Annotated in this window: 33 protein-coding genes; all 33 read left to right on the top strand. The window is 45.7% G+C overall.

What is annotated here, in order from left to right:
• The first annotated feature begins 123 nt into the window (after positions 1 to 123).
• The 33 genes from HNQ56_RS19005 (at position 124) to rpsD (ending at position 20028) form a co-directional block, all read left to right on the top strand.
• Entirely contained in the window at positions 124 to 567 is a 444-nt protein-coding gene (locus HNQ56_RS19005) for a GtrA family protein (protein ID WP_429149415.1), read from the top strand.
• A complete protein-coding gene (locus HNQ56_RS19000; RefSeq protein ID WP_429149413.1) occupies positions 564 to 3242 on the top strand; it encodes a YfhO family protein in 2679 nt (892 codons plus the stop codon). Before HNQ56_RS19005 ends, HNQ56_RS19000 begins: the two co-directional genes overlap by 4 nt.
• Positions 3235 to 4164, top strand: a complete 930-nt coding sequence (locus tag HNQ56_RS18995) for a glycosyltransferase family 2 protein (RefSeq protein WP_429149412.1) — start codon at positions 3235 to 3237, stop codon at positions 4162 to 4164. Before HNQ56_RS19000 ends, HNQ56_RS18995 begins: the two co-directional genes overlap by 8 nt.
• A gap of 439 nt (positions 4165 to 4603) precedes the next feature.
• Positions 4604 to 4921, top strand: coding sequence for a 30S ribosomal protein S10 (gene rpsJ / locus HNQ56_RS18990; RefSeq protein WP_429149410.1), 318 nt, complete (start codon positions 4604 to 4606; stop codon positions 4919 to 4921).
• A 141-nt stretch (positions 4922 to 5062) separates the two neighbouring features.
• Complete coding sequence (rplC, locus tag HNQ56_RS18985; RefSeq protein ID WP_429149408.1) at positions 5063 to 5695, top strand: 50S ribosomal protein L3; 633 nt, start codon at positions 5063 to 5065, stop codon at positions 5693 to 5695.
• Between the two features lie 26 nt (positions 5696 to 5721).
• The gene (gene rplD / locus HNQ56_RS18980) at positions 5722 to 6342 is read left to right on the top strand and encodes a 50S ribosomal protein L4 (RefSeq protein WP_429149407.1); all 621 of its coding nucleotides are present in this window, start codon (positions 5722 to 5724) and stop codon (positions 6340 to 6342) included.
• Entirely contained in the window at positions 6342 to 6641 is a 300-nt protein-coding gene (gene rplW, locus HNQ56_RS18975; RefSeq protein ID WP_429149405.1) for a 50S ribosomal protein L23, read from the top strand. The genes rplD and rplW overlap by 1 nt, the downstream gene beginning before the upstream one ends.
• Positions 6642 to 6718: 77 nt before the next feature.
• Positions 6719 to 7561, top strand: a complete 843-nt coding sequence (gene rplB / locus HNQ56_RS18970; protein WP_429149403.1) for a 50S ribosomal protein L2 — start codon at positions 6719 to 6721, stop codon at positions 7559 to 7561.
• Positions 7562 to 7589: 28 nt separating this feature from the next.
• A complete protein-coding gene (gene rpsS, locus HNQ56_RS18965) occupies positions 7590 to 7868 on the top strand; it encodes a 30S ribosomal protein S19 (RefSeq protein ID WP_429149402.1) in 279 nt (92 codons plus the stop codon).
• A gap of 34 nt (positions 7869 to 7902) precedes the next feature.
• Positions 7903 to 8286 (top strand): 50S ribosomal protein L22, encoded by a 384-nt coding sequence (gene rplV / locus HNQ56_RS18960; protein ID WP_429149400.1) that lies wholly within the window; start codon positions 7903 to 7905, stop codon positions 8284 to 8286.
• Positions 8287 to 8297: 11 nt separating this feature from the next.
• Entirely contained in the window at positions 8298 to 8957 is a 660-nt protein-coding gene (gene rpsC, locus HNQ56_RS18955) for a 30S ribosomal protein S3 (RefSeq protein ID WP_429149398.1), read from the top strand.
• On the top strand, positions 8957 to 9394 hold the full coding sequence (rplP, locus tag HNQ56_RS18950) for a 50S ribosomal protein L16 (RefSeq protein WP_429149396.1): 438 nt from the start codon (positions 8957 to 8959) through the stop codon (positions 9392 to 9394). The genes rpsC and rplP overlap by 1 nt, the downstream gene beginning before the upstream one ends.
• Positions 9384 to 9596: a 50S ribosomal protein L29 gene (gene rpmC / locus HNQ56_RS18945; protein ID WP_429149441.1), complete on the top strand. Its 213-nt coding sequence runs from the start codon at positions 9384 to 9386 to the stop codon at positions 9594 to 9596. Before rplP ends, rpmC begins: the two co-directional genes overlap by 11 nt.
• 78 nt (positions 9597 to 9674) lie before the next feature.
• Entirely contained in the window at positions 9675 to 9929 is a 255-nt protein-coding gene (gene rpsQ, locus HNQ56_RS18940) for a 30S ribosomal protein S17 (RefSeq protein WP_429149394.1), read from the top strand.
• Positions 9930 to 10041: 112 nt separating this feature from the next.
• Entirely contained in the window at positions 10042 to 10410 is a 369-nt protein-coding gene (gene rplN / locus HNQ56_RS18935) for a 50S ribosomal protein L14 (RefSeq protein WP_429149392.1), read from the top strand.
• A 14-nt stretch (positions 10411 to 10424) separates the two neighbouring features.
• Positions 10425 to 10742, top strand: coding sequence for a 50S ribosomal protein L24 (gene rplX, locus HNQ56_RS18930; protein ID WP_429149390.1), 318 nt, complete (start codon positions 10425 to 10427; stop codon positions 10740 to 10742).
• 22 nt (positions 10743 to 10764) lie between these two features.
• Positions 10765 to 11304 (top strand): 50S ribosomal protein L5, encoded by a 540-nt coding sequence (rplE, locus tag HNQ56_RS18925; protein ID WP_429149388.1) that lies wholly within the window; start codon positions 10765 to 10767, stop codon positions 11302 to 11304.
• A 13-nt stretch (positions 11305 to 11317) separates the two neighbouring features.
• Entirely contained in the window at positions 11318 to 11503 is a 186-nt protein-coding gene (locus tag HNQ56_RS18920; RefSeq protein WP_429149386.1) for a type Z 30S ribosomal protein S14, read from the top strand.
• A 24-nt stretch (positions 11504 to 11527) separates the two neighbouring features.
• The gene (gene rpsH, locus HNQ56_RS18915) at positions 11528 to 11929 is read left to right on the top strand and encodes a 30S ribosomal protein S8 (protein WP_429149384.1); all 402 of its coding nucleotides are present in this window, start codon (positions 11528 to 11530) and stop codon (positions 11927 to 11929) included.
• 226 nt (positions 11930 to 12155) lie between these two features.
• A complete protein-coding gene (rplF, locus tag HNQ56_RS18910; protein WP_429149382.1) occupies positions 12156 to 12698 on the top strand; it encodes a 50S ribosomal protein L6 in 543 nt (180 codons plus the stop codon).
• Positions 12699 to 12715: 17 nt separating this feature from the next.
• Positions 12716 to 13084, top strand: a complete 369-nt coding sequence (rplR, locus tag HNQ56_RS18905; protein ID WP_429149381.1) for a 50S ribosomal protein L18 — start codon at positions 12716 to 12718, stop codon at positions 13082 to 13084.
• A gap of 16 nt (positions 13085 to 13100) precedes the next feature.
• A complete protein-coding gene (gene rpsE / locus HNQ56_RS18900) occupies positions 13101 to 13610 on the top strand; it encodes a 30S ribosomal protein S5 (protein ID WP_429149379.1) in 510 nt (169 codons plus the stop codon).
• Between the two features lie 100 nt (positions 13611 to 13710).
• The gene (rpmD, locus tag HNQ56_RS18895) at positions 13711 to 13893 is read left to right on the top strand and encodes a 50S ribosomal protein L30 (protein WP_429149377.1); all 183 of its coding nucleotides are present in this window, start codon (positions 13711 to 13713) and stop codon (positions 13891 to 13893) included.
• A gap of 25 nt (positions 13894 to 13918) precedes the next feature.
• Positions 13919 to 14359, top strand: a complete 441-nt coding sequence (rplO, locus tag HNQ56_RS18890; protein WP_429149375.1) for a 50S ribosomal protein L15 — start codon at positions 13919 to 13921, stop codon at positions 14357 to 14359.
• Complete coding sequence (secY, locus tag HNQ56_RS18885; protein ID WP_429149373.1) at positions 14359 to 15681, top strand: preprotein translocase subunit SecY; 1323 nt, start codon at positions 14359 to 14361, stop codon at positions 15679 to 15681. Before rplO ends, secY begins: the two co-directional genes overlap by 1 nt.
• 214 nt (positions 15682 to 15895) lie before the next feature.
• Positions 15896 to 16540 (top strand): adenylate kinase, encoded by a 645-nt coding sequence (locus tag HNQ56_RS18880; RefSeq protein WP_429149371.1) that lies wholly within the window; start codon positions 15896 to 15898, stop codon positions 16538 to 16540.
• A gap of 71 nt (positions 16541 to 16611) precedes the next feature.
• On the top strand, positions 16612 to 17361 hold the full coding sequence (gene map, locus HNQ56_RS18875) for a type I methionyl aminopeptidase (RefSeq protein ID WP_429149440.1): 750 nt from the start codon (positions 16612 to 16614) through the stop codon (positions 17359 to 17361).
• A gap of 52 nt (positions 17362 to 17413) precedes the next feature.
• On the top strand, positions 17414 to 17701 hold the full coding sequence (locus tag HNQ56_RS18870; RefSeq protein ID WP_429149370.1) for a hypothetical protein: 288 nt from the start codon (positions 17414 to 17416) through the stop codon (positions 17699 to 17701).
• The gene (gene infA / locus HNQ56_RS18865) at positions 17701 to 17919 is read left to right on the top strand and encodes a translation initiation factor IF-1 (RefSeq protein ID WP_184094592.1); all 219 of its coding nucleotides are present in this window, start codon (positions 17701 to 17703) and stop codon (positions 17917 to 17919) included. The genes HNQ56_RS18870 and infA overlap by 1 nt, the downstream gene beginning before the upstream one ends.
• Positions 17920 to 18029: 110 nt before the next feature.
• Positions 18030 to 18143 carry a 50S ribosomal protein L36 gene (gene rpmJ / locus HNQ56_RS18860; RefSeq protein WP_003497809.1) on the top strand — a complete coding sequence of 38 codons (114 nt, stop codon included), beginning with the start codon at positions 18030 to 18032 and terminating at the stop codon, positions 18141 to 18143.
• A 390-nt stretch (positions 18144 to 18533) separates the two neighbouring features.
• Positions 18534 to 18902 carry a 30S ribosomal protein S13 gene (rpsM, locus tag HNQ56_RS18855; RefSeq protein ID WP_429149367.1) on the top strand — a complete coding sequence of 123 codons (369 nt, stop codon included), beginning with the start codon at positions 18534 to 18536 and terminating at the stop codon, positions 18900 to 18902.
• A gap of 109 nt (positions 18903 to 19011) precedes the next feature.
• The gene (gene rpsK / locus HNQ56_RS18850) at positions 19012 to 19416 is read left to right on the top strand and encodes a 30S ribosomal protein S11 (protein ID WP_429149365.1); all 405 of its coding nucleotides are present in this window, start codon (positions 19012 to 19014) and stop codon (positions 19414 to 19416) included.
• 15 nt (positions 19417 to 19431) lie between these two features.
• Positions 19432 to 20028, top strand: coding sequence for a 30S ribosomal protein S4 (gene rpsD / locus HNQ56_RS18845; protein ID WP_429149363.1), 597 nt, complete (start codon positions 19432 to 19434; stop codon positions 20026 to 20028).
• Positions 20029 to 20055: the final 27 nt, after the last annotated feature.

Raw genomic sequence — 20055 nt, 5'->3', positions numbered from 1 at the left:
TCATGAAATCATGGTATTACCGGGATTTCATGATGCTCTTTTCAGCGGAGGAATAAATAAGGGGATATATGCTAAAACTTCTATAAGTAGGGTAAATTAATAAGAATGGCTGGGTCATCTAAAATGAGAAATCGAGTGCAAAAAGCATATCAAAAATACAGGGATGTGATCTTATATGTTTTCTTCGGCGGCTGTACGACGGCGATTAATTTGCTCACTTATTATGCCGGTACCAGGTATCTGAAGCTTGGCACGACAGCGGGGACCCTCCTGGCATGGTGGGTAGCGGTGGTTTTCGCCTATTTTACAAATCGAAGGCTGGTCTTTCACAGCAGCAATAAAGCCCTCGGTGCGATTTTGCTGGAGATTTTCTTCTTTATTCTTTGCAGGCTGCTGACCGGGCTGCTGGATGTTTTCTTCATGTACTTCTGCGTGGAACGGCTGGGCTGGCCGGATCTGATTATGAAACCCTTGTCCAATCTGATTGTGATTTTAACAAACTACATTGCCAGTAAATTTATTATATTTAAAAAGCATGATGAGGAAAGGCAGGAGAGCTCTAAGTGAAATTTAAGCTGTTTAAAAATACATTTTTTATATATTCCGTCTTTTTCTTTCTGCTCCTTCCGGTGGTGTTTTTGCCATTTCTGAAGGAAGGACGCTCCTTTGTGTGGAATGTGGACGGTATCAGTCAGCATTATCCCGCTTTGATCTATTATGGGAAGCTGCTGCGGGGGATATTCCGGGGAAATGGATTTCCCATGGTGGATTTCAGCATCGGAATGGGATATGACACGATTACCACACTGCATTACTATGTACTGGGAGATCCGGTCTCTCTGCTGGCGGTCTTCATGACAGAGAACAATGGGGTAATGGTATATACCTTATTGATTTTGCTTCGCTTTTATCTGGCGGGAATCAGCTTCCTTGCTTTCTGCAGATACTGGGGCAGGAAGGAAAATGGTCTGAAGGGGAGCGGGGCAGCGCTGGGAGCATTAATTTATGTGTTCTCCGGGTATGCTTTCTTCTCCGGTGTCAGGCACCCTTATTTTTTGAATCCGATGATTTATCTTCCTTTGCTGCTGATAGGGCTGGAAGAGGTGATGAGAAAGAGGAAGCCCCATTTATTGATTGTCATGGCTTCTTTATGTACCGTCAGTAATTTCTATTTTTTATATCTCTTAACCGTAATGGCGGTTATTTATGTTGTTTTCCGCTATCTTACGGTCTATCACCGCGATGCCCGGAATAAGGTGCTGGGCTTTGTGATGGCAGGGCTGCGGACCGGGGGATGCTATCTCCTGGGAATATTGCTGGGGGCAGCTATCTTTCTTCCGATTATTTATGCCTTTTTGCAGAACGGAAGAATGGAGAAGGGAGCAGAGCTTCTGACTCATTACTTACATTATAGTAAGGGATATTATCTGAAATTTCTTCAGGGGTTCTTTGCTTCGGGCGCGGGCCCTAATTATTGGACCTATTTATCCTTTCCGGCTGTGACAGGCGTCAGTGCGGCCATCGTGCTGTGCAGGAGGAAATACCGCAGGCTGGCGTCCGTGCTGGTGCTGGTGCTGCTGGGGCTGTGCATCCCGGCTTTCGGATATTTTATGAACGGCTTTTCCTATATAACAAACCGGTGGGATTTCCTGGTGGCTTTTGTGGTCGCGGCAGTCTTTGCATTTACTTATGAAGAGCTGTATCAATTGGAACGCCGGGAGGGGTATCTGCTGGGAATAGGAGTGCTCGGTTACGGCATCCTTGCTTTTGTACTGCCCTCCCGGACGGTGGTTAAATATGCTTTTTTTCTCCTTCTCTTCACTGTGCTGGCCGTGCTGCTGCTTCAGTCGAGGAGGCTGGGGGAACGCCGGCTTCTTCAGCATGCGGCAATGTATCTTCTTGTGATCGGTATGCTGGGATTTGACGGTTATGTCTTTTATGATATGAATTTTAAGGGGTATGTGGAGGAATTCCTCAGCGAAAAGGAAGTAAGGGCAGTGGAGGAGAACGGGATTACCGCTATGATATCCGGCCTGGAGGATGAGATGCAAAAGGATTTCTTTCGTGTGGAGACCTATGGGGACAACGTGCGCAATGAGGCACTCATTCATGGATTTTATGATGTCTCTTCTTATTTCAGCCTGACGGACAAAGCGGTTACAAAGTTCTATAAAGATCTGGAACTGGCAAGCCAAAGATCGGCTTATCGCGTTGATCATCAGGATAACCGTACCATACTGGATGCACTGGCAAGTGTCAGGTATGTCGTAACGAAGGATAAAACGGCGGCGCCTTACGGTTATGAGCTTCTTAAGACAGAGGAGTACGGAGGAAAGACGATCTATCTGTTACGAAATAAGTTTGCCCTGCCCCTGGGCTATACCTACCACAGCTATCTGACGCAGGAGGAATATGAGAAGAAGAGTGCCCTGGAAAAGCAGAATGCCTTGCTGTATGCCGTGGTTCTTGAAGAGGAGAGCAGCTATGGGGACAGCCTGAAGCAGGATACCATGAAAGGGCTGACGAAGCTGGACTATGAAATGGAGATCGGCGAGGGGATCGAGCTGGAAGAGAATATCCTGCGGGTCCGGCAGGCAGGCTCCGTATTAAAGCTGAACTTTGAGGGAGAGGAAAAAGCGGAGACCTATGTACGGCTTGCAGGCCTTGGTATTCCCGAGAGAGCCATGCAGATGCAGACCTTCAAGGTAAAAGGGGAAAAGGAGATAACAAAGCGGGTCAATGTCCGCAATCTCTATCACAATTCTTATTTTGGAAAAATAGATTTTCTCATTAATACGGGCTACAGCAAACGTAAAAAGGCCTGGATTGCCATCACCTTTCCAAACCGTGAGACTTATGAATACCATGGAATAGAGCTGTACAGCCTTTCCATGGAACATTATAAAAAGCAGATAAAGAAGCTGGGAAAAGAGACCCTGACCAATATCCGCATCAGCAGTAACCGGGTCGAGGGAGATGCTCATCTTCAGAAGAAGGGAATTATGGTATTCGCCATTCCTTACAGCAAGGGCTGGACTGCCAGGGTTGACGGAGAGAAGACAGGATTGCGCAGAGGCAATGTCCTGTATACGGCCATGGAGCTGCCGGAAGGGGAGCATCATATTGTTCTCAGCTATCGGACTCCTTATTTATCGGAGGGACTGCTGGTGTCGGGAATAAGCCTGGTTGTATTTCTTGGGATTATCCTCTATTGGCGCAGGAAGGAGAAGAGCCATGTCTGAACTGCTATCTGTTGTTGTTCCCTGCTATAATGAGCAGGAAACAGTGGAATTGTTCTATGATGCCATCCGGGAGCAGGCGGCAAAGCTGTCCGTTCTGGATTGGGAATTTATCTTTGTGGATGACGGCTCCTCAGATGATACGCTGAAGCGGATCCGGGAGCTTCGGGAAGGGGACAGCCGGGTGCATTATGTCTCCTTCTCCAGGAACTTTGGCAAGGAGGCCGCCATATATGCCGGGCTCCGCAAGGCAAAAGGAGATTATGTGGTGCTGATGGATGCGGATCTGCAGGACCCCCCGGAACTGATCGGAGAGATGTACCGCACGGTTTTGGAGGAGGGGTATGACTGTACCGCCTCCAGAAGAGTAACCAGACAGGGAGAGCCTCTCTTGCGTTCTTTCTTTGCCCGGTGCTTTTACCGCCTCATCAACGCCATATCCCGGACAGAATTTGTGGACGGTGCCAGGGATTTTCGGCTGATGCGGCGGCAGATGGTGGATTCCATATTGGAGCTGACGGAATATAACCGCTTTACCAAGGGAATCTTCAGCTGGGTGGGCTACCGGACAAAATGGCTGGAGTATGTCAATGTGGAACGGGTTGCCGGAACGACAAAATGGTCCTTCTGGAAGCTGTTCCTGTATTCTCTGGATGGCATTGTCGCATTCACCACAGCGCCTTTGGCGCTGGCCTCGGTATTTGGAATCATCTTTTTCCTCGTAGCCCTGGTTCTGATTGCATTCATCATTGTGAGGACCCTGATCTTCGGAGACCGGACGGCAGGGTGGCCTTCCCTGGTCTGCATCATCTGTCTGATCGGCGGGGTTCAGCTGTTCTGCACCGGAATTGTGGGGCAATACCTGGCGAGAACTTACCTGGAAACCAAAAGGCGCCCGGTCTATATTGTCCGGGAGGAAAAATAAAATTAACGTTTTACAGAAGTAGTATGCCCTGGCTTCGGCGGAAGAGAGAATAAATCATAATGAAGAAGATAAAAATGGAAATAAAATACAAATGTAAATCTGTTTTTAAAAGTTAAAAAAGTGCTTGCATTTGCATTTATACTAGTGTATAATATCTGATGTTGTGACATTGATAGCGTTGAAACGTGAGGTTGCCGCTTATTCAGGCGGGTTATTCCGTGGAGCGAAGGTCAAGTTATGAAACTGGCGACAAGTCACTGTACCATATAACGTTCTGCCATCCGGCAGATAAGACGTGTGAAAAATCTCATAAAGTACTGCAGAAGACAAACTGTAACCGGTTTGTCAAAATGTATGAAACATGAGGATACACACGGATGAGTGTACAGTCACCACTTGTCGTACTGAAATTAAGTGCGAAAAGGAGGCGGCTTTTTTTATGGCAAGTCAAGTAATGAGAATTACACTAAAGGCGTATGATCATCATTTAATCGATCAATCTGCAGGAAAAATCATTGATACTGTTAAGAAGACAGGATCCAAGGTGAGCGGACCGGTTCCGTTGCCGACAAAGAAGGAAGTTGTAACAATTCTTAGAGCGGTTCACAAGTATAAGGACTCCAGAGAGCAGTTCGAGCAGAGAACACACAAGAGATTAATTGACATCATCACACCTACCCAGAAGACAGTTGACGCATTATCCAGACTGGAGATGCCTGCTGGTGTGTACATCGACATTAAGATGAAGACAAAGTAATAAAAGCAAAGCAGTAAAAGTAATCAAGTAAAAATCCTTAGGGTTCATATATGATATATATAACCGTCTAGGATGATCGCAGATGTGACCGGCAATACAGGAAGCATGCGATCCGCTGTAGATTAAACAGGAGGTAAAAGAATGAAAAAGGCGATTTTAGCTACAAAGATCGGAATGACCCAGGTGTTCGGTGAGAACGGCGCTCTTATTCCGGTAACAGTATTGCAGGCCGGCCCTCTCTTTGTTACACAGGTTAAGACTGTTGACAACGATGGATACAGCGCTGTGCAGGTCGGTTTTGGTGATATCAGAGAAACTCTGGTAAATAAGCCGAGAAAAGGACATTTTGCGAAAGCAGGTGTTGCGAATAAAAGATATCTTAGAGAATTCCGGTTTGAGAATGCCGCTGACTACACCGTAGGCCAGGAAATCAAGGCTGATATCTTCGCGCAGGGCGATAAGGTGGACGCGGTAGGCAAGACAAAGGGAAAAGGCTTCCAGGGTGCCATCAAGAGACATAACCTGTCCAGAGGACCGATGAAGCATGGTTCCAAGTACCACAGACATGCAGGTTCCAACGGTGCGGCAACAACCCCCGGCAGAGTATTCAAAGGCAAGCACATGCCCGGACGTATGGGTGCGGTAAGAGCTACCGTACAGAATCTGGAAGTGGTAAGGGTTGATGCGGAGAAGAACCTCATCCTGGTTAAAGGTGCGGTGCCCGGACCGAAGAAGTCCCTTGTTATGCTGAAAGAATCAGTAAAGTCAAACTAGAAGCTTTAAGAAAGGAGGAAGCATAAATGGCAAGCGTAAAAGTTTATAATATCGAAGGCAAGGAAGTTGGCACATTAGAGCTCAACGATGCAGTCTTCGGAGTAGAGATAAATGATCATTTAGTTCATATGGCAGTTGTTCAGCAGCTGGCGAACAAGCGTCAGGGAACACAGAGTGCCAAGACCCGCGCAGAAGTAAGCGGAGGCGGAAGAAAGCCCTGGAGACAGAAGGGAACCGGTCATGCAAGACAGGGTTCTACCAGATCTCCTCAGTGGAAGGGCGGCGGCGTTGTATTCGCTCCCAAGCCGAGAGACTACTCCTTCAAGATGAACCGGAAGGAAAAGGCTCTTGCAATCAAATCAGCGTTAACTTCCAGAGTAAATGAAGCAAAGTTCTTCGTACTCGACGATTTAAGCTTTGATGAGATTAAGACCAAGAAGATGAAGGCGGTTCTTAACAGCCTGAAAGTGGAGAGAGCTCTCGTCGTTCTTGATAAGAAGGATGAAAAGGTGATTCTTTCCGCCAGAAATCTTCCCAAGGTAAGAACAGTGTTATCAAACTCCATTAATGTATACGACATCTTAAAGTATGATACCATGGTATTGACGAAGGGTGCCGTAGCTCAGATCGAGGAGGTGTACGCATAATGGCAGATTTAAAGTATTATGATGTCATCTTGAAGCCCATCGTAACAGAGAAGAGCATGAACACGATGAGTGAGAAGAAATATGCATTTTCCGTTCATCCGGATGCAACCAAGAACCAGATCAAGGAAGCGGTTGAGAAGATGTTTACCGGCGTTAAGGTTGAGAAGGTAAATACGATGAACATGGACGGCAAGAACCGCAGACGCGGCAACACCGTAGGAAAGACAGCAAAGGTAAAGAAGGCCATTGTCCAGCTGACCGATGACAGTGCTGAGATTGAAATCTTCGCAGGACTGTAAAAGGCGGAGAACGTATCATATACAGAACAGATGCCAAGAAAACAATATTTGGCATCGCATTGAAAGGAGTGCAAAACATGGGAATTAAAACATACAGCCCATATACACCTTCCAGAAGACACATGACTGGTTCTGATTTTTCAGAGATTACAAAGTCTACGCCCGAGAAGTCTTTGCTGGTTTCTTTAAATAAGAACGCCGGCCGTAACAACCAGGGTAAGATTACTGTCAGACACCAGGGCGGTGGCTCAAGAAGAAAATATAGAATAATTGATTTTAAGAGAAGAAAGGATGGTATTCCTGCAACCGTATCCAGCATCGAATACGATCCCAACAGAACTGCGAATATCGCACTGATTACCTATGCTGACGGCGAAAAGGCATACATCCTTGCTCCCAACGGACTGACCGTAGGAACCAAGCTGATGAACGGCGAGAACGCCGAGGTCAGAGTCGGCAACTGTCTGCCCCTGGCTAATATTCCGGTAGGTACCCAGATCCACAATATCGAGTTATATCCCGGCAAGGGAGCTCAGATGGTTCGTGCTGCCGGCAACTCCGCACAGCTTATGGCTAAGGAAGGCAAGTATGCGACCCTTCGTCTCCCCAGCGGTGAGATGAGAATGGTGCCCATCATCTGCAGAGCTACCATCGGCCAGGTTGGAAACATTGACCACGAGCTTATCACAGTTGGTAAAGCAGGACGTAAGCGTCACATGGGTATCAGACCTACCGTGCGCGGTTCCGTGATGAACCCCAACGACCATCCTCACGGCGGTGGTGAAGGAAGAACAGGTATCGGCCGTCCGGGCCCTGTGACCCCTTGGGGCAAGCCCGCTCTTGGTCTTAAGACCAGAAAGAACAATAAGAAGTCCAATAAGCTTATTGTAAGAAGAAGAGACGGTAAGGCAATTAAGTAATCTAAGAAATCTAAGGAGGTTAGAATACATGGCTCGTTCACTGAAAAAGGGACCGTTTGCTGATGATCATTTATTGAAAAAAGTAGATGTGTTGAATAAGTCCGGCGAGAAGACCGTTATTAAGACCTGGTCACGCCGTTCCACCATTTTCCCGCAGATGGTTGGACATACCATTGCGGTTCACGATGGAAGAAGACATGTTCCGGTATATATCACTGAAGATATGGTTGGTCACAAGCTTGGTGAGTTTGTTGCTACCAGAACCTACAGAGGACATGGAAAAGACGAAAAGAAGACAAGAAAATAATGCGTGAGCATTGATATGGAAGGAGGTTCTATCCATGGCGAAAGGACATAGATCCCAGATTAAGAGAGAAAGAAATGAGCAGAAGGACAATAGAGCAAGTGCGAAATTATCATTTGCGAGAATTTCCGTACAGAAGGCTTGTTTCGTATTAGACGCCATTCGCGGCAAGGATGTACAGACAGCCCTTGGTATCCTGGCTTACAGCCCGAGATATGCATCCGCTGTTATTGAGAAGTTGTTGAAGTCAGCAATTGCAAATGCTGAGGTTAAGAATATGGACACTGCAAAGCTTTACGTTGATGAATGCTTTGCGAACCAGGGTCCGATCATGAAGAGAATTAAACCCAGAGCACGTGGTACCGCTTATCGTATTGAGAAGAGAATGTGCCATATTACAGTAGTGCTGAATGAGAGATAAGGAGGGCAAAGATGGGACAAAAAGTTAATCCTCATGGCTTAAGAGTCGGAGTTATCAATGACTGGGACTCCAGATGGTATGCGGAAAGCGATTTTGCTGACAATCTCGTGGAAGACTATAATATCAGAAAGTACCTGAAGAAGAAGCTGTTTAGCGCAGGTATCTCCAAGATTGAGATTGAAAGAGCGTCTGATCGTTTGAAAATAATAATCTTTACTGCAAAGCCCGGCGTTGTAATCGGCAGGGCTGGTGCGGAAATCGAGAATTTAAAGAGTGAGGTTCAGAAGTTCACAGACAAGAAGCTGAATCTGGAGATCAAGGAAATCAAGAGGCCCGATCTCAATGCTCAGTTAGTAGCAGAGAACATTGCCTCCCAGCTTGAGAATCGTATCTCTTTCAGAAGAGCGATGAAGTCAACTATGGCAAGAACCATGAAGGCAGGAGCAAAGGGTATTAAGGCAGCCGTATCCGGTCGTCTTGGCGGCGCTGATATTGCCCGTACGGAGTTCTACAATGAAGGAACTATTCCGCTGCAGACCCTGCGTGCCGATATCGACTACGGTTTTGCCGAGGCAGATACCACCTTTGGTAAATTAGGCGTTAAAGTTTGGATTTATCATGGTGAAGTACTTCCTACCAAAGGAGCAAAAGCAGAAGGGAGCGATAACTAATGTTAATGCCGAAGAGAGTTAAACGCCGTAAGCAGTTCCGCGGCAGTATGGCAGGTAAGCCGTCCAGAGGCAATACCATTAACCAAGGTGAGTTTGGTCTTGTTGCCATGGAGCCCTGCTGGATTAAATCAAACCAGATTGAAGCAGCCCGTGTTGCTATGACTCGTTTCACAAAGCGTGGCGGTAAAGTATATATTAAGATATTCCCCGATAAACCTGTTACAACGAAGCCTGCTGAGACCCGAATGGGTTCCGGTAAAGGATCATTAGAGTACTGGGTAGCTGTTGTTAAACCGGGACGTGTAATGTTTGAAATTGCTGGTATCCCCGAGGAGATAGCAAGAGAGGCATTGCGTCTTGCGATGCATAAATTGCCGGTTAAATGCAAGATCGTATCCCGTGCAGAATTAGAAGGCGGTGAAAACAGTGAAAATTAATAAATATGTAGAAGATTTAAAATCAAAATCAGCTACAGAGTTAAACCAGGAATTAGTAGCTGCGAAGAAGGAGCTTTTCAATCTCAGGTTCCAGAATGCGACCAATCAGTTGGATAACACAAGCAGAATTAAGGAAGTCAGAAAGAACATCGCAAGAATCCAGACTGTAATTTCTGAGCTTTCCAAGGCTTCTAATGCGTGAGGAAAAACACCTTATAATCAACATTGGGCGCCGGAATAATCAGTCGGTTGATGGGCGGCCATGGAAAGGAGTATTGTTGTGGAAAGAAATTTAAGAAAAATCCGTATCGGCAAAGTCGTTAGCGACAAGATGGATAAGACAATCGTTGTAGCCGTTGTTGACAATGTAAAGCATCCCCTGTATGGTAAGATCGTAAAGAGAACCTACAAGCTGAAGGCTCATGATGAGAACAATGACTGCAAGATCGGAGATAGAGTAAAGGTAATGGAGACAAGACCGTTATCCAAGGATAAGAGATGGAGACTTGTGGAAGTTATCGAGAAGGCGAAGTAATAACACGTTATAAATAACGATAACGTCTGCGGCTTCGCCGGTTGATATGTCCTATCGCAGGGCAGCCCTATTATAGGGCAGTCAATCGGATTAAATTGAAAGGAGTATTATCATGATACAGGCTGAGACCAGACTTAGAGTTGCCGACAATACCGGTGCAAAAGAATTGCTTTGCATTCGAGTGCTGGGCGGATCAACCAGAAGATATGCTAATATAGGCGATATCATTGTTGCTTCGGTTAAAGATGCAACACCAGGCGGTGTTGTTAAGAAGGGCGATGTAGTTAAGGCTGTTGTGGTTCGTACCGTAAAAGGAGCGCGCCGTAAGGACGGTTCCTATATTAGATTTGATGAGAATGCTGCCGTAATTATTAAGGAAGACAAGAACCCGAAGGGAACACGTATCTTTGGGCCGGTAGCGAGAGAATTAAGAGAGAAACAATTCATGAAAATCGTTTCTTTAGCACCAGAAGTATTATAGGGAGGTGTCAACGGATGGCAACGATGAAAATCAAAAAAAATGATACCGTGAAGATTATCACCGGTAAGGATAAAGGCAAAGAAGGCAAGGTTATCGCTGTTACCGACGGAAAGCTTTTAGTAGAAGGCGTCAACATGATTTCCAAGCACAGCAAAGCGAGCCAGAAGAACCCGAAGGGTGGAATTACCCATCAGGAAGCGCCGATCGATGCATCAAACGTTATGTATGTCCATAAGGGCAAACCTACCAGAATTGGTTTCGCATCAATCGAGACCAAGAAGGGCCTGAAGAAGGTACGTGTTGCAAAGAGCAATGGCGATGTGATTGATTAATTGAGGGAGGAGGACAAAAAGCGTGGCTAGATTAAAAGAGTTTTATAATAATGAAGTAGTAGCCGGCATGATGAAAAAGTTCGGATATAAGAACTTAATGGAAGTGCCGAAGTTAAATAAAATTGTAATCAACATGGGTGTTGGCGAAGCCAAGGATAATGCCAAGGTATTAGAGTCAGCAGTCAAGGATCTGGAGATCATTGCCGGTCAGAAGGCCGTGATCACCAAGGCAAAGAAGTCTGTTGCGAACTTCAAGCTCAGAGAAGGCATGTCAATCGGCTGCAAGGTAACGCTTCGCGGCGAAAAGATGTATGAGTTTGCAGATCGTCTGATCAACTTATCCCTCCCCCGCGTACGTGACTTTAGAGGAATTAACCCCAACGCATTTGACGGCAGAGGAAATTATGCCCTTGGCATCAAGGAGCAGTTAATCTTCCCTGAGATCGAATATGATAAGGTAGACAAGGTAAGAGGTATGGATATCATCTTTGTTACCACTGCAAAGACTGATGAAGAGGCACGGGAGCTGTTAACCCAGTTCGGCATGCCGTTTAGAAAATAGAGGAGGTATTTCCATGGCTAAAACGTCAATGAAGATAAAGCAACAACGTACGCAGAAATTCTCCACTAGGGAATACAGCCGCTGCAGGATCTGTGGCCGTCCCCATGCGTATTTAAGAAAATACGGCATCTGCAGAATTTGTTTCCGCGAGTTAGCGTACAAAGGACAGATACCAGGCGTGAAGAAAGCAAGCTGGTAAGAGTTAAGAAAGGAGGCAACTGAAATGACAATGAGCGATCCCATTGCAGATATGCTTACAAGAATCCGTAATGCAAATACTGCGAAACATGATACAGTAGATATCCCTGCTTCTAAGATGAAAATTGCTATTGCCGATATCCTCGTTAGGGAAGGTTATATCAGGAAGTACGAGATTGAAGAGATGGAGAGCTACAAGACCATCCATGTTACATTAAAGTACGGCAAAGATAAAAATGTCAAGATCATCACCGGCTTAAAGAGAATCTCCAAGCCCGGTCTGAGAGTATATGCGAATAAAGAGAATCTTCCTAAGGTTCTTGGTGGTTTAGGTATCGCAATTATTTCAACCAACAAGGGTATCATTACCGATAAGGAAGCCAGAGAGCTGAACGTAGGCGGAGAGGTTCTGGCATTCATCTGGTAGCAAACAATAGTCTGCTGTTGCAGCCTATTGTTGGCAAAAATCAGCTGCTTCTGCTGATTTAGTCTTGCGGAGCAAGACATACTGACGAAGTCAGTTGGTTACGGACAACGAGCAAAAGCGAAGCTTTTGTGAGTTGGGGCAGAACAAAACGCGGCAGAGTAAAGTGTAACAAAGTAAGACGATACAAGTAGAACGATACACATAGAACGAATTAGGAGGTGCGGGCATGTCACGTATAGGAAGAATGCCTATCGCTATTCCTGCAGGTGTAACTGTAGATATAGCAGAAAATAATAAAGTGACCGTTAAGGGTCCCAAGGGAACGTTGGAAAGAGTGTTACCTGCCGAGATGCAGATTAAGCTGGAAGGTGCCGAGGTAGTTGTCACCAGACCCAACGATTTGAAGAGAATGAAGTCTTTACACGGCCTTACCAGAACCCTGATTGCCAATATGGTAGTCGGTGTAACGGAAGGATACCAGAAGGTACTGGAGATTAACGGTGTCGGTTACAGAGCGGCGAAGGCCGGCAAGGAGCTGACCCTTACCCTGGGTTATTCCCATCCGGTAGTTATGGTTGATCCGGAAGGTCTGGAGTCCATCATGGAAGGCCAGAACAAGATTATTGTAAAAGGTATTGATAAAGAAAAGGTTGGCCAATACGCCGCTGAAATCAGAGCAAAGAGAGAGCCGGAGCCTTACAAGGGCAAGGGAATTAAGTATGCTGATGAGGTGATCAGACGTAAGGTTGGTAAGACCGGTAAGAAATAAGGGAGGAGTGAAAACAAATGGTTAGTAAAGTATCGAGATCAGAAGTTCGTGTTAAGAAGCATTTAAAATTACGTAATCGTTTCACAGGTACTCCTGAGAGACCGCGTTTGGCTGTGTTCAGAAGCAACAACCATATGTACGCCCAGATCATAGATGATTCCGTTGGTCATACTTTAGTTGCAGCCTCCACGCTTGAGAAAGATGTTAAGGCTGAGCTTTCCAAGACAAATGACGTAGCTGCAGCTGCTTATTTAGGCACTGTAATTGCGAAGAAAGCATTGGAAAAAGGCATTAAAGCTGTTGTCTTTGACAGAGGTGGCTTCATATATCAGGGAAAGATCAAGGCATTAGCAGACGCAGCCCGCGAAGCTGGTCTGGAATTCTAAGCAAGGAGGAAAATACATGAAACGTACAATCGTTGATGCCAGTCAATTAGAATTAGAAGATAAAGTTGTAGCCATCAAGCGTGTAACCAAGGTTGTAAAGGGCGGACGTAATTTCAGATTTACAGCATTGGTTGTGGTTGGTGATAAGAACGGACACGTAGGTGCCGGTCTGGGCAAGGCCACAGAAATTCCCGAAGCAATCCGCAAGGGAAAGGAAGACGCGATTAAGAAGCTGATCACCCTTCCGTTAGACGAGAACGGCAGTGTGCCTCATGACTTTATCGGCAAATTCGGCAGTGCTACCGTGCTGCTTAAGCGTTCCCCCGAAGGTACCGGCGTTATCGCAGGAGGCCCTGCGCGTAACGTACTTGAGCTTGCCGGAGTGAAGAATATCCGTACCAAGTCTCTGGGTTCCAATAATAAGCAGAACGTAGTTCTTGCTACTATCGAAGGGTTAAGCCAATTAAAGACGCCTGAGGAAGTAGCGAAGCTGCGCGGAATCCCGGTGGAGCAGTTAACCAGGTAATAACTTAATTAAAATGTCAGTCTGAAAGTCAGAGACTTTCAGACGGCAAATTTGTGCCGCTGCACAAGTTTGCAGGTATTGGCAGAATGGAGGATTATAAATGGCGGATAAATTAAAAATAACCTTAGTAAAATCCACTATCGGTGCCATTCCCAAGCATAAAGCAACTGTTGAGGCATTGGGGTTAAGAAAAACCAATAAATCCGTTGAAATGCCGGATAACGCGGCTGTAAGGGGAATGATTGCCCAGGTGAAGCATTTAGTTAAGGTTGAAGAAATATAATTGCTGAAAGAAGGAGGTGCACGACATGAATTTATCAGAATTGAAACCGTCAGCCGGTTCCAGACAGAGTGATAATTTCAGAAGAGGACGCGGCCACGGCTCGGGTAACGGCAAGACAGCCGGCAAGGGTCATAAAGGCCAGAAGGCTCGTTCCGGAGCTCCCAGAGTTGGATTCGAAGGCGGTCAGATGCCTTTGTACAGAAGAATTCCGAAACGTGGTTTCACGAACAGAAATACAAAAGAAATTGTTGCAATTAATGTAGATATGTTAAATAGATTTGATGATGGTGCAGCTGTAACAGTTGAGTCGCTCATTGAAGCAGGTGTGATCAAAAACCCGAAGGATGGAGTTAAAATCCTTGGAAACGGAGAACTTACCAAGAAGCTTGATGTCAAGGTGAATGCCTTCAGTGCAGGCGCTGTCGAGAAAATACAGGCTCTTGGTGGAAAAGCTGAGGTGATCTAATGCTTAAAACATTGCGAAATGCCTTTAAAGTTAAGGATATAAGAAACAGACTGATCTACACCTTGATTGCTCTTATTGTTGTTAGACTGGGAAGCTTGCTTCCCGCTCCGGCAATTAGCGGGGAGGTGACCAGCCAGTTATTCAACCGGGAATCCCTGGATTTCTTTAATGCACTAACTGGCGGCTCCTTAGCGAATATGTCAATTTTCGCACTTAGTATTACACCGTATATCTCATCCTCCATCATCATTCAGCTTTTGACAATTGCGATCCCCAAGCTGGAGGAAATGCAAAAAGAAGGCGAAGATGGCAGGAAGAAGCTCAATGAACTGACCCGTTATCTCACAGTAGGCCTGGCAGTAGTAGAATCCGCGGCAATGGCAATCGGCTTCGGTAATTCCGGCTACCTGAACGGCGGCCTGACCTTCACCAATGTGGTAATGATCGTTGCATCCCTGACAGCCGGTTCTGCTTTCCTGATGTGGGTAGGCGAGAAAATTACACAAAATGGTGTGGGAAATGGTATCTCAATCATATTAACAATTAACATTATCTCTACGATGCCCAGAGACTTTATCAGCTTATTCCAGACCTATATTATTGGAAAGCCTGTGGTATCGGCTATTCTTGCTGCGCTGGTTATTGCGGCAGTGGTATTGGCAACCGTTGTATTTGTTATCGTATTGCAGAATGCGGAGAGAAAGATACCGGTTACCTATGCAAAGAAGGTACAGGGAAGAAAGATGGTGGGCGGACAAACCTCCCATATTCCGTTAAAGGTGAATACGGCCGGCGTTATCCCCGTAATCTTTGCAAGCTCCCTGATGTCCTTCCCTATCGTGGTGGCATCCTTCTTTAATGTATATCCGGCAAGAGCATATTTCTGGCCGAAGGTACTGAAGGTTCTGAGCCATAACAGCTGGTTCGTTACAAAGAGCTGGGGAGACTTCAAGTATACCATTGGTGTGCTGCTGTATATTGCTCTGACTATTTTCTTTGCTTATTTCTATACTTCCATCACCTTTAATCCGATTGAAGTATCCAATAACATGAAGAAGCAGGGCGGCTTCATCCCTGGTATCCGTCCCGGCAAGCCTACGACAGAATATCTGACCAGAGTTCTGAACAATATTATCTTTATTGGAGCGGTAGGGCTGACGATAGTTGCGCTGATTCCCGTTGTATTCTCAGGGATATTCAATGCCAGCTTCAGCTTTGGCGGAACCTCAATCATCATTATTGTCGGTGTTATTATCGAGACAATTAAGCAGATTGAATCCCAGCTGCTGGTACGCCACTATAAAGGATTTTTGAGTGACTAATAAAATGCTTAGGGTGTTTTTGACACCCTGGTCGTTTCATTCCGCTGTGAAGATTATGAACGGTTTTACAAATAACCTGTGACTGCCGGAGAGCGGCATTGTCCTATGAGGGGAATGCTGTCCGTCTTCGGCAGAAAACAGGTTCCAAGGCTGTAAAACCGGCATAATATGTCGCAGCGGGATATTTTAGTAGTAAGAAAGGCATGGTTATTCTATGAAAATAATTATGTTAGGGGCGCCCGGCGCAGGCAAGGGTACCCAGGCAAAGAGGCTGGCTGCAAAATATGGTATCCCCCATATCTCTACGGGGGACATTTTCCGCGCCAACATTAAGAACGGAACAGAACTGGGACAAAAGGCGAAGGTTTTCATGGATCAGGGGCTTTTAGTTCCGGATGAGCTGGTAGTGGATCTGATCATGGACCGCTTCCAGGAGCCGGATTGTGAAAACGGCTATGTTCTGGATGGGTTTCCAAGGACAATTCCCCAGGCAAAGGCTCTTGATGCAGCGCTGGCCGGGAAGAATGATGCGGTGGAATATGCCATTGATGTGGATGTTCCGGATGAGACAATCATCAGCCGTATGTCAGGCAGAAGAGCCTGTGTGGCTTGCGGAGCGACATATCATCTGGTTACCATTCCTCCCAGGAAAGAGGGAATCTGTGATGTCTGCCAGGCAGAGCTGATTCTGCGGGATGATGACAAGCCGGAGACGGTGGAAAAGCGTCTTAAGGTATATCATGAGCAGACCCAGCCGTTAATCGATTATTATAAAGAAAAAGGTATCTTAAAATCCGTTGACGGAACCAGAAGTCCGGAAGATACATTTTCCGATATTATTGGTATTGTGGAAAGATAGGTTGAAATTTGTATGCTGCCGAAACCTGCAAGGCTGCGGCAGCGAGATGGTTAATGAAAGAGGGAGATTGCGTGGCTATTCATATTAAATCCGGAAAAGAAATCGAGCTGATGCGGGAATCCGGAAGGATTCTGGCGAGTGTACTGAAGGAGCTGACGGCGATGGTCCGGCCGGGAATATCAACACTTGATATTGACAAGAGATGTGCCGAACTGATCAAAGGATATCACTGCATCCCTTCCTTTCTTAATTATAATGGTTATCCTGCTTCCGTATGTGTCTCCGTGAACAGTGAAGTAGTGCATGGGATACCCAGCAAAAACAGAATTCTGCGGGAGGGCGATATAGTAAGCCTGGACTGTGGTGTTATCTACCAGGGATTTCATTCGGATGCCGCCAGGACAGTAGGAGTGGGACAGATATCCAAGGAGGCCGCAAGGCTGATTGAGGTCACACAGGAAAGCTTTTACGAGGGGATCAGGTATGCGAAGGAAGGTCATCATTTGCATGAGATCTCGGAAGCAATTCAGACCTATGTAGAGGCCCATGGCTATTCGGTGGTCCGGGATCTGGTGGGGCACGGAGTAGGGACGCAGCTTCACGAAGAACCCCAGATACCCAACTTCAGACAGAAGCGCAGAGGCCCCAGGCTGACAGCCGGTATGACCCTTGCCATCGAACCTATGGTGAATGAGGGAAGGTATGATGTGTACTGGGAAGACGATGACTGGACGGTAGTGACTGCGGACGGATCTCTTTCGGCTCATTATGAGAATACGGTACTGATTACCGACGGCGAACCCGAGCTGTTTACAGTATAGACATACTGATATATGTTGCATACTGACAATTAAGAAATAAAGGTTATCCTGCATGAGTAATGAAATTATAACCGGCGGCTTTGCCGTATCGGCAGCGGGGCACGACTCCGGTAAATATTATGTCATATTTTATATGGATCAGGAATATGTATATTTAGTGGACGGAAAAATCAGAACTCTGGATCGTCCGAAGAAAAAGAAAAAGCTCCACATCCGGATGCTCTCTGAGATGGACCGGAGCCTTGCTGAGAAGATTAGGAATCAGACGGTGAAAAATGAAGAAATAAAGAGAGCAATCAAACTGCTGCAACGTGGAAAATCAGATAAGGAGGTTGAATAATGTCTAAAACCGATGTTGTTGAAATTGAAGGCACAGTAATTGAAAAATTACCGAATGCAATGTTCCAGGTTGAACTTGAGAACGGACACAGAGTGCTTGCGCATATCAGCGGAAAGCTTCGCATGAATTTCATTAAGATTGTACCCGGTGATAAGGTGACACTGGAGTTGTCTCCCTATGATTTGACCAAGGGCAGAATTATTTGGCGTGATAAATAGAAGAAATGAACTGGATTTTTTGCGAAGTAATTCGCATAAAATATTACTTGCTATTATTTGACTGTAATGTTATAATAGTAAACGGACTTTTTTGAAAGGGGTGAATTACTGTGAAAGTAAGGTCATCAGTAAAACCGATTTGCGAAAAATGCAAAATCATTAAAAGAAAGGGTTCTATCCGCGTTATCTGCGAGAATCCGAAACACAAACAAAGACAAGGCTAATATACAATAGTTCGAGTGCCGCTTAGCATCTCGTTATTGTTTTATATACTCTAGTTCTTGCTTTTTGTGTTACAATCCTCCGGCCTTTCGTTCCCATAAGGAAGAAAGCAGACCGGAACATTGTGATATTGTGGACAGCCTGGGTCGGCCCATCTAACCGTACCTCACTGTCTTAAGAACCGTGCCGTCATCATGGATTCTTAGCTGCAAGTGGATTGTCTTGCCAGTCACAATTTAAAGCGGCTGATTAATGCAACGATAAAGCTGTTGCATAGCAACGCCTGAGTCCGTTGCATAACAACGTCTGTTTTGCAGATGTTGCGGTGCGGAATAAGCTTCCTTGCTTATTCATCGCAGACAAACAAATATTTTTGGAGGTGTAGAAAACACATGGCTCGTATCAGTGGTGTAGATTTACCTAGAGAGAAACGTGTAGAAATCGGACTTACCTATATTTATGGTATCGGCAGGGCAAGCTCGAATCGTATTCTTAAAGAGGCAAATGTTAGTCCTGACACTCGTGTCAGAGATTTAACCGACGAAGAAGTAGGCAGAATTCGTGATATAATTGATGAGTCCCAGCAGGTAGAGGGTGATTTAAGAAGAGAAATCGCTCTTAATATTAAGAGACTGCAGGAAATCGGATGCTACAGAGGTATCCGTCATAGAAAGGGACTTCCGGTTCGCGGTCAGAAGACCAAGACCAATGCCAGAACAAGAAAAGGTCCCAGAAGAACGGTTGCTAACAAGAAGAAGTAATTCCGGCAGCGGGAGGCAGCAAGTGGTTGAAAACAATTCACTTGTGCTTTTTATGCGTTCAAACTAGGAATGCAGTATTTAGAAATAATCCAATAGGAGGGTTTGTTAGATGGCTAAGAAAACAGCGACAACAGCTAAAAAAGTGACAAAGAAGCGTGTGAAAAAGAACGTCGATCGTGGACAGGCACACATTCAGTCATCTTTTAACAATACAATTGTTACGCTGACCGATTCAGAAGGCAATGCACTTTCTTGGGCAAGTGCCGGCGGATTAGGGTTCAGAGGTTCCAGAAAATCAACTGCATATGCTGCACAGATGGCAGCTGAGACAGCAGCAAAGGCAGCACTTGTTCATGGCTTGAAATCCGTAGAGGTTATGGTTAAGGGACCTGGACAGGGCCGTGAGGCAGCAATCCGTGCGCTTCAGGCTTGCGGTATTGAAGTAACAAGCATTAAGGATGTGACTCCGGTTCCTCATAACGGATGTCGTCCGCCAAAACGCAGAAGAGTCTGATGGGAGGTAATAATAATGGCTAGAGATATGAGTCCAGTATTAAAGAAATGCAGATCCCTTGGTCTGGAGCCGGCTTACCTGGGAATTGACAAGAAGTCAAACAGAGCATTCTCAAGAGCAGGAAAGAAGACCAGCGAATATGGTCTGCAGTTAAGAGAGAAGCAGAAGGCTAAGTTTATCTACGGCATGTTGGAGCAGCCTTTCAGAAACTTATTTGCCAGAGCGCAGAAGATGAAGAACGGTACCGCAGGTGAGAATCTGCTTACCTTATTAGAGTTAAGACTGGATAATGTTATGTTCCGCATGGGATACGGCAGAACCAGAAAAGAAGCAAGACAGATCGTGGATCACAAGCATGTACTGGTGAACGGCAAGTGTGTAAACATCCCGTCTTACACCTTAAAGGCCGGAGATACCATTGAAATTAAAGAGAAATTCAAGAATACACAGAGATATAAGGATATCTTTGAGGTAACAGACGGAAGAATCGTACCTGCATGGCTGGAGGCAAATCACGAAGCGTTTACAGGTGTTGTGAAGGAAGTTCCTACAAGAGACCAGATTGATGTTCCGGTAAACGAAGTGTTAATTGTCGAGTTGTACTCAAAATAATTAGAATGCAGCTCAAAATACCCAGAA

The sequence above is a fragment of the Anaerotaenia torta genome (genome assembly GCF_050433395.1).
In the GTDB taxonomy this organism is placed as follows: domain Bacteria; phylum Bacillota; class Clostridia; order Lachnospirales; family Lachnospiraceae; genus Mobilitalea; species Mobilitalea torta.
The sequence above is the reverse complement of the archived record's forward strand: the minus strand, read 5'-3'. Positions and strand labels throughout refer to the sequence as shown.

Excerpts from the sequence above, each read along its gene's own strand:
- secY (WP_429149373.1), top strand. The coding sequence starts at position 14,359 with ATGCTTAAAACATTGCGAAATGCCTTTAAAGTTAAGGATATAAGAAAC.
- rplD (WP_429149407.1), top strand. The coding sequence starts at position 5,722 with ATGGCAAGCGTAAAAGTTTATAATATCGAAGGCAAGGAAGTTGGCACA.
- rpsE (WP_429149379.1), top strand. The coding sequence starts at position 13,101 with ATGAAACGTACAATCGTTGATGCCAGTCAATTAGAATTAGAAGATAAA.
- rplP (WP_429149396.1), top strand. The coding sequence starts at position 8,957 with ATGTTAATGCCGAAGAGAGTTAAACGCCGTAAGCAGTTCCGCGGCAGT.
- rplB (WP_429149403.1), top strand. The coding sequence starts at position 6,719 with ATGGGAATTAAAACATACAGCCCATATACACCTTCCAGAAGACACATG.
- HNQ56_RS18880 (WP_429149371.1), top strand. The coding sequence starts at position 15,896 with ATGAAAATAATTATGTTAGGGGCGCCCGGCGCAGGCAAGGGTACCCAG.
- rpmD (WP_429149377.1), top strand. The coding sequence starts at position 13,711 with ATGGCGGATAAATTAAAAATAACCTTAGTAAAATCCACTATCGGTGCC.
- rplC (WP_429149408.1), top strand. The coding sequence starts at position 5,063 with ATGAAAAAGGCGATTTTAGCTACAAAGATCGGAATGACCCAGGTGTTC.
- rplO (WP_429149375.1), top strand. The coding sequence starts at position 13,919 with ATGAATTTATCAGAATTGAAACCGTCAGCCGGTTCCAGACAGAGTGAT.
- rpsK (WP_429149365.1), top strand. The coding sequence starts at position 19,012 with ATGGCTAAGAAAACAGCGACAACAGCTAAAAAAGTGACAAAGAAGCGT.
- rpsH (WP_429149384.1), top strand. The coding sequence starts at position 11,528 with ATGACAATGAGCGATCCCATTGCAGATATGCTTACAAGAATCCGTAAT.
- HNQ56_RS19005 (WP_429149415.1), top strand. The coding sequence starts at position 124 with ATGAGAAATCGAGTGCAAAAAGCATATCAAAAATACAGGGATGTGATC.
- infA (WP_184094592.1), top strand. The coding sequence starts at position 17,701 with ATGTCTAAAACCGATGTTGTTGAAATTGAAGGCACAGTAATTGAAAAA.
- rpsC (WP_429149398.1), top strand. The coding sequence starts at position 8,298 with ATGGGACAAAAAGTTAATCCTCATGGCTTAAGAGTCGGAGTTATCAAT.
- HNQ56_RS18870 (WP_429149370.1), top strand. The coding sequence starts at position 17,414 with ATGAGTAATGAAATTATAACCGGCGGCTTTGCCGTATCGGCAGCGGGG.
- rplF (WP_429149382.1), top strand. The coding sequence starts at position 12,156 with ATGTCACGTATAGGAAGAATGCCTATCGCTATTCCTGCAGGTGTAACT.
- rpsM (WP_429149367.1), top strand. The coding sequence starts at position 18,534 with ATGGCTCGTATCAGTGGTGTAGATTTACCTAGAGAGAAACGTGTAGAA.
- rplV (WP_429149400.1), top strand. The coding sequence starts at position 7,903 with ATGGCGAAAGGACATAGATCCCAGATTAAGAGAGAAAGAAATGAGCAG.
- rpsJ (WP_429149410.1), top strand. The coding sequence starts at position 4,604 with ATGGCAAGTCAAGTAATGAGAATTACACTAAAGGCGTATGATCATCAT.
- HNQ56_RS18920 (WP_429149386.1), top strand. The coding sequence starts at position 11,318 with ATGGCTAAAACGTCAATGAAGATAAAGCAACAACGTACGCAGAAATTC.
- rplR (WP_429149381.1), top strand. The coding sequence starts at position 12,716 with ATGGTTAGTAAAGTATCGAGATCAGAAGTTCGTGTTAAGAAGCATTTA.
- rpsS (WP_429149402.1), top strand. The coding sequence starts at position 7,590 with ATGGCTCGTTCACTGAAAAAGGGACCGTTTGCTGATGATCATTTATTG.
- rplN (WP_429149392.1), top strand. The coding sequence starts at position 10,042 with ATGATACAGGCTGAGACCAGACTTAGAGTTGCCGACAATACCGGTGCA.
- rplX (WP_429149390.1), top strand. The coding sequence starts at position 10,425 with ATGGCAACGATGAAAATCAAAAAAAATGATACCGTGAAGATTATCACC.
- rpsD (WP_429149363.1), top strand. The coding sequence starts at position 19,432 with ATGGCTAGAGATATGAGTCCAGTATTAAAGAAATGCAGATCCCTTGGT.
- HNQ56_RS18995 (WP_429149412.1), top strand. The coding sequence starts at position 3,235 with ATGTCTGAACTGCTATCTGTTGTTGTTCCCTGCTATAATGAGCAGGAA.
- rplW (WP_429149405.1), top strand. The coding sequence starts at position 6,342 with ATGGCAGATTTAAAGTATTATGATGTCATCTTGAAGCCCATCGTAACA.